Raw genomic sequence first — 5335 nt, forward strand, 5'->3', positions numbered from 1 at the left:
TCACCGGCGATCTCGTCGGCGACCTCATCGAAGGGCACCAGGCCGGCGCGCCAGGCGCGCACCCAGGCAACGAACCGGCTGGACCGGGTGCTCGCGCTCGCCGGGCACAGCGCCCCCGGCGGGGCGATCAACAACTACGAGGCCCAGCAGCGGGACGCCGCGCTGCGCCCGCTCACCACCGCCTGCCGGCAGGCCCTGGTGGCCGCCTGCAACGCCCCGCTGCGCCCCTGAGGCCGGTCAGACCTCGTCGATCAGGTCGGCGACGGAGTCGACGATGCGCGACGGCCGGTACGGGTAGCGCTCCGCCTCCGCGCGGGAGCTGATTCCGGTCAGTACCAGGATCGTCTCCAACCCGGCCTCCAGCCCGCAGAGGATGTCGGTGTCCATCCGGTCGCCGATCATCGCCGTGCTCTCCGAGTGCGCGTCGATGGTGTTCAGCGCCGAGCGCATCATCATCGGGTTCGGCTTGCCGACGAAGTACGGCGCCACCCCCGTCGCCTTGGAGATCATCGCGGCGACCGAGCCGGCGGCCGGCAGGGCGCCCTCCACCGACGGACCGGTGGCGTCCGGGTTGGTGCAGATGAACCGGGCGCCGTCGTTGATCAGCCGGATCGCCTTGGTGATCGCCTCGAAGCTGTAGGTGCGGGTCTCCCCCAGCACCACGTAGTCGGGTGCGAAGTCGCTGAGCACGTAGCCCACCGCGTGCAGCGCCGTGGTCAGGCCGGCCTCCCCGATCACGTACGCGGTGCCGCCCGGCCGCTGGTCGTCCAGGAACTTGGCGGTGGCCAGGGCGGACGACCAGATCGCCTCCTCCGGCACGTCCAGCCCCATCCGGACCAGCCGGGCCTGGAGGTCGCGCGGCGTGTAGATCGAGTTGTTGGTGAGTACCAGGAACGGCTTGCCGGAGGCCCGGAGCCGCTTGACGAACTCGGGCGCGCCGGGCACCGGCTGGCCCTCGTGCACCAGCACGCCGTCCATGTCGGTGAGCCAGCTCTGCACGGGCTTGCGGTCATGCATCAGTCGTCCCCAGGGGTGTCGAAGGTCGGTCGAGGCTCAGGGACGGCGGGCCGGGGGCACGCAGCACGGCGTCGGGCAGGTGTCCCACATCGGCAGCTCGCCGAGGCGGCGGCGCAGCCGCTCCCCGTCCGGCGCGGTCCGCTCGGTCACCAGCTCGCGGACCATCGCCACGAACCGCGGGTCGGTGCCCGGCGTTCCGGCCCGGACGAACTCCAGGCCGAGCTGCTTGGCCGTTTCCAGCGCCTCGGTGTCGAGGTCCCAGACCACCTCGAGGTGGTCGGAGACGAACCCGATCGGGCTGACCACCACGCTGGTGACGCCCTGCTCGGCGAGGGCGGTCAGGTGGTCGTTGATGTCCGGCTCCAGCCACGGCACCTGCGGCGGGCCGGACCGGCTCTGCCAGACCAGGTCGTACGGCAGGTCGGGGGCGGCCGCCGCGTGCACCAGCCGGGCGGCCTCCTCGAGCTGCGCGGTGTAGCGTCCGCCGTGCGGGCCGGCGGTCGCGGCCGCCGACACCGGTACGGAGTGCGCGGTGAAGACGATCCGGGTGGTGTCCCGGTTCGCCGGGTCGAGCTGGGCCAGCGCGGCCTTCACCGCGTCGGCGTGCGGTTCGACGAAGCCCGGGTGGTCCCAGAACTGGCGCAGCTTGTCGATCACCGGGGCGTCCTGGCCGACCGCGGCCCGGGCCGCGGCGATGTCCTCCTGGTACTGCCGGCAGGAGGAGTAGCCGCCGTACGCGCTGGTCACGAAGGCGAGCGCCCGCTTCACCCCGTCGTCGCGCATCTGCGCCACGGTGTCGGCGAGCAGCGGGTCCCAGTTCCGGTTGCCCCAGTAGACCGGCAGGTCGACGCCGTGGGCGGCGAAGTCCGCGCGGATCGCGGCGAGCAGCTCCCGGCACTGCTGGTTGATCGGGGAGACCCCGCCGAAGTGCAGGTAGTGCTCGGCGACCTCGGCGAGCCGCTCCGGCGGCACGCCCCGCCCCCGGGTCACGTTCTGCAGGAACGGCATCACGTCCTCGGGCCGCTCCGGGCCGCCGAAGGAGACCAGCACCAACGCGTCGTACGCCATGTGCCCATTCTTCCCCGACGGCCGTGACGGTCCGGCCACCACCCCGGGACGGCCCGGTTTCGGTCCGGTCTCAGGCGCCGATCGCGTGGTAGCCGCCGTCGACGTGGACGATCTCCCCCGTGGTGGCCGGGAACCAGTCCGACAGCAGCGCCAGGCAGGCCCGCGCGGCCGGCTCCTGGTCGGTGAGACTCCAGCCGAGCGGGGCGCGCTCGGTCCAGGCGTCCTCGAACTGGTCGAAGCCCGGGATGGACTTGGCCGCGATGGTGCGCAGCGGGCCGGCCGCCACGAGGTTGCTGCGGATGCCCTGCTTGCCCAGGTGCAGCGCCAGGTAGCGGGAGGCGGACTCCAGCCCGGCCTTGGCCACGCCCATCCAGTCGTAGACCGGCCACGCCTTGGTGGCGTCGAAGGTCAGGCCGACCACCGCGCCGCCGGCGGACATCAGCGGCAGCGCCGCCATGGCCAGGGACTTGTACGAGTACGTGGAGACCTGCAGCGCGGTCGCCACGTCCTCCCACGGGGCGTCGAGGAAGCCGCCGCCGAGGCAGCTCTGCGGGGCGAAGCCGATCGAGTGCACCACCCCGTCGAGGCCGTCGACGTGCTCGCGGACCTTGTCGGCGAGGCCGGCGAGGTGCTCGGCGTTGGTCACGTCGAGCTCGATCACGGGGGCCGGCTCGGGGAGCCGCTTGGCGATCCGCTCGACCAGGGAGAGCCGCCCGAAGCCGGTGAGGACGACCTGGGCGCCGTTCTCCTGGGCGAGCTTCGCCACCGAGAAGGCGATCGAGGCGTCGGTGATGACGCCGGTGACCAGCAGCCGCTTACCGGCGAGCAGTCCGGACATGTGCAGTTTCCTCCGTCTTTTCTCAGTGGCCCATGCCGAGGCCGCCGTCGACCGGGATCACGGCGCCGGAGATGTAGCCGGCAGCGTCCGAGGCGAGCCAGGCGACCACGCCGGCGACCTCCTCCGGGGCGGCGAACCGGCCGGCCGGGATGGCCTTGCGGTACTCGGTACGACGATCCTCGGGCAGCGCGGCGGTCATGTCGGTGTCGATGAAGCCGGGCGCCACCACGTTGGCGGTGATGTTGCGGCTGCCCAGCTCGCGGGTGATGGAGCGGGCCACGCCGACCAGGCCGGCCTTGCTGGCCGCGTAGTTGACCTGACCGGCGCCGCCGTAGAGACCGACCACCGAGGAGATGAAGATCATCCGGCCCCACTTCGCGCGGAGCATCTTCGTCGAGGCCCGCTTGGCGCAGCGGAACGTGCCGGTCAGGTTGGTGTCCACGACCCGGGTGAACTGCTCCTCGGACATCCGCATCAGCAGCGTGTCGTCGGTGATGCCGGCGTTGGCGACCAGCACCTCCACCGGCCCCAGCTCGGCCTCGATCGTGGTGAAGGCGGCGTCGACGGAGTCGGAGTCGGTGACGTCACACTTCACGCCGAAGAGCCCCGCGGGGGCGTCGCCGCTGCGGTAGGTCACGGCCACCCGGTCGCCCTGCTTGGCGAAGGCCTGCGCGATGGCCAGGCCGATCCCCCGGTTTCCGCCGGTCACCAGCACGGTACGGGCCACGGGTCCCCCTTGAGCTCAGTTGATCCACGGTCGGTCCGGAGCCTAGGGGTTACCGGCAGGTAAGCGCTAACGGAGCGGGACCGCGGGCCGGCCGGATGACCCACCGGACGAGCCCCGCGGACCGGTCGGCCGAGTGCGGGAAGGGCGCGTCCCGGGTGTACGATGATCAGCGTTCGCGGGCCTTCACATCGCCCGCGTTCCGGGCCCCGCCGACCGCAGGAGGTGATCGCTGTGCGAGATAGCGATCCTCCCAGTCGTGGCCGGGCCGATCGTCAGCCCCGCTGAGCCACGACTCAGTTGGTGAGCTGACCCAGCTCCCGCTCCCCGCACCGCCCGTGGTCCTCGGCCTCCTGCCGGCGCGACCGTGCTGCGCCGCCCCCTCGGGCCGGTCGCGGAGGAGCCACCCGGTCACGACTTCGTGTGCGCGTCCTGATTCCCCCTCGCGGTCCGGCACGTCCACCCCGGACCGTCCAGTCGCCACGGAGCAGTCCCATGAGCCGTTACGTCGCCCCGCTGGGCTTCACCCTCGCCGCCGTCTGGGTGGCGGTCCTCTTCGTCCTGGCCGGCGGCGGTCACTGACCACCGCCGGCCCTCGGCCGCCCGGTCAGAGCAGGCGCGACGACCAGAGCAGACTGAGCGCACCCGCGCAGAGCGCGAAGAGCAGCGCGATCCCCGCGTACCACTGGGTGATCTCGCGCGGCTCGGTACGGAACCCGATCGAGCTGCCCATGTCCTGGTAGACCTGCTTCAGCTCGCTCACCGACGCGGCCTCGTAGAAGAACCCCTCGGTGGTCTCCGCGAGCTGCGCCAGGGCCAGCCGGTCAACCGGCACCCGCTGGAGCTGGCCGCCGATGTCCACCTGCCCCGCGTCGGTGCCGAACGCGATGGTGGAGACCGGCACGTTCGCCGCTTGCGCCGCCGCGGCCGCCTCCTCCACCGACCGCCCCGAGGTGCGGTACCCGTCGGAGAGCAGCACGATCCGGGCCGGCGGGACGCCGGCGGCGCCGTCGGCGGGCACCGAACGGATCGCCTCCAGGCAGGTGAAGACCGCCTCCCCGGTCGCGGTAGCCTCGGCCAGCACCAGCCCGTCGATGGCGGCGGTCACCGCCGACCGGTCCTTGGTCGGCGACACCAGCACGTTCGCCGACTTGGCGAAGGAGACCAAGCCGAGGTTGTAGCTCCTCGGCAGCTCGCCGACGAACTGCTTGGCCGCCTCCTGCGCGGCCTCCAGCCGGTTCGGCGCCACGTCGTCGGCCTGCATGGAGAGCGACACGTCGATGGCGAGCATGACCGTGGCCCGTTCCAGCGGCTCCTTCGTGTCCACCGCCGGCCGGGCCATCGCGGTGGCCAGCACCAGCAGGCAGAGCAGGAACGCGGTGGCCGCCGCGTGCCGCCGCCAGCCCAGCCCCTTCGGCGCGAGGGTACGCAGCAGGTCGACGTTGGTGAACCGCATCGCATACGCCCGGCGGTGCAGCTGCCGCCAGACGTACGCGGCGGCGAGGGCGAGCACCGGCAGCACGGCCAGCAGCCACCACGGTTGCAGAAAACGGATCATCGTGTCGTCCCTCGGGTGCGGGCGTGCCGCTGCGCGGCCACGAAACGCACCATGTCCAGCAGCCAGTCTCGGTCGGTACGCAGTCGCAGGTGGGCGGCGCCGGCGGCGCCGCCCACCTGCGACTGCGTAC

At 72.5% G+C, this 5335-nt stretch carries 6 protein-coding genes; 1 reads left to right on the forward strand and 5 read right to left on the reverse strand.

What is annotated here, in order from left to right; genetic code table 11:
• Positions 1 to 231: Rv1486c family protein (locus DKL51_RS04885; protein ID WP_498070878.1), on the forward strand; the 231-nt coding region annotated here is incomplete at its 5' end.
• 6 nt (positions 232 to 237) lie between these two features.
• Here DKL51_RS04885 and DKL51_RS04890 read toward each other — a convergent pair.
• From DKL51_RS04890 to DKL51_RS04910, 5 genes are all read right to left on the reverse strand, one after another.
• Positions 238 to 1017 carry an HAD-IIA family hydrolase gene (locus DKL51_RS04890; RefSeq protein ID WP_109947126.1) on the reverse strand — a complete coding sequence of 260 codons (780 nt, stop codon included), beginning with the start codon at positions 1015 to 1017 and terminating at the stop codon, positions 238 to 240.
• Between the two features lie 36 nt (positions 1018 to 1053).
• Positions 1054 to 2085, reverse strand: a complete 1032-nt coding sequence (locus DKL51_RS04895) for a ferrochelatase (RefSeq protein ID WP_124811777.1) — start codon at positions 2083 to 2085, stop codon at positions 1054 to 1056.
• Between the two features lie 70 nt (positions 2086 to 2155).
• Positions 2156 to 2923, reverse strand: a complete 768-nt coding sequence (fabI, locus tag DKL51_RS04900; RefSeq protein WP_109947124.1) for an enoyl-ACP reductase FabI — start codon at positions 2921 to 2923, stop codon at positions 2156 to 2158.
• A gap of 22 nt (positions 2924 to 2945) precedes the next feature.
• Positions 2946 to 3650 (reverse strand): beta-ketoacyl-ACP reductase, encoded by a 705-nt coding sequence (gene fabG, locus DKL51_RS04905; RefSeq protein ID WP_109947123.1) that lies wholly within the window; start codon positions 3648 to 3650, stop codon positions 2946 to 2948.
• A 604-nt stretch (positions 3651 to 4254) separates the two neighbouring features.
• A complete protein-coding gene (locus DKL51_RS04910; RefSeq protein WP_124811778.1) occupies positions 4255 to 5205 on the reverse strand; it encodes a VWA domain-containing protein in 951 nt (316 codons plus the stop codon).
• Between the last annotated feature and the right edge of the window lie 130 nt (positions 5206 to 5335).

The sequence above is a fragment of the Micromonospora globispora genome, assembly GCF_003857015.1.
Lineage (GTDB): Bacteria > Actinomycetota > Actinomycetes > Mycobacteriales > Micromonosporaceae > Micromonospora > Micromonospora globispora.

What these genes read in the sequence shown, in the direction of transcription:
- DKL51_RS04890 (WP_109947126.1), bottom strand. Translation starts at nt 1,017, where the DNA reads ATGCATGACCGCAAGCCCGTGCAGAGCTGGCTCACCGACATGGACGGC.
- DKL51_RS04895 (WP_124811777.1), bottom strand. Translation starts at nt 2,085, where the DNA reads ATGGCGTACGACGCGTTGGTGCTGGTCTCCTTCGGCGGCCCGGAGCGG.
- fabI (WP_109947124.1), bottom strand. Translation starts at nt 2,923, where the DNA reads ATGTCCGGACTGCTCGCCGGTAAGCGGCTGCTGGTCACCGGCGTCATC.
- DKL51_RS04910 (WP_124811778.1), bottom strand. Translation starts at nt 5,205, where the DNA reads ATGATCCGTTTTCTGCAACCGTGGTGGCTGCTGGCCGTGCTGCCGGTG.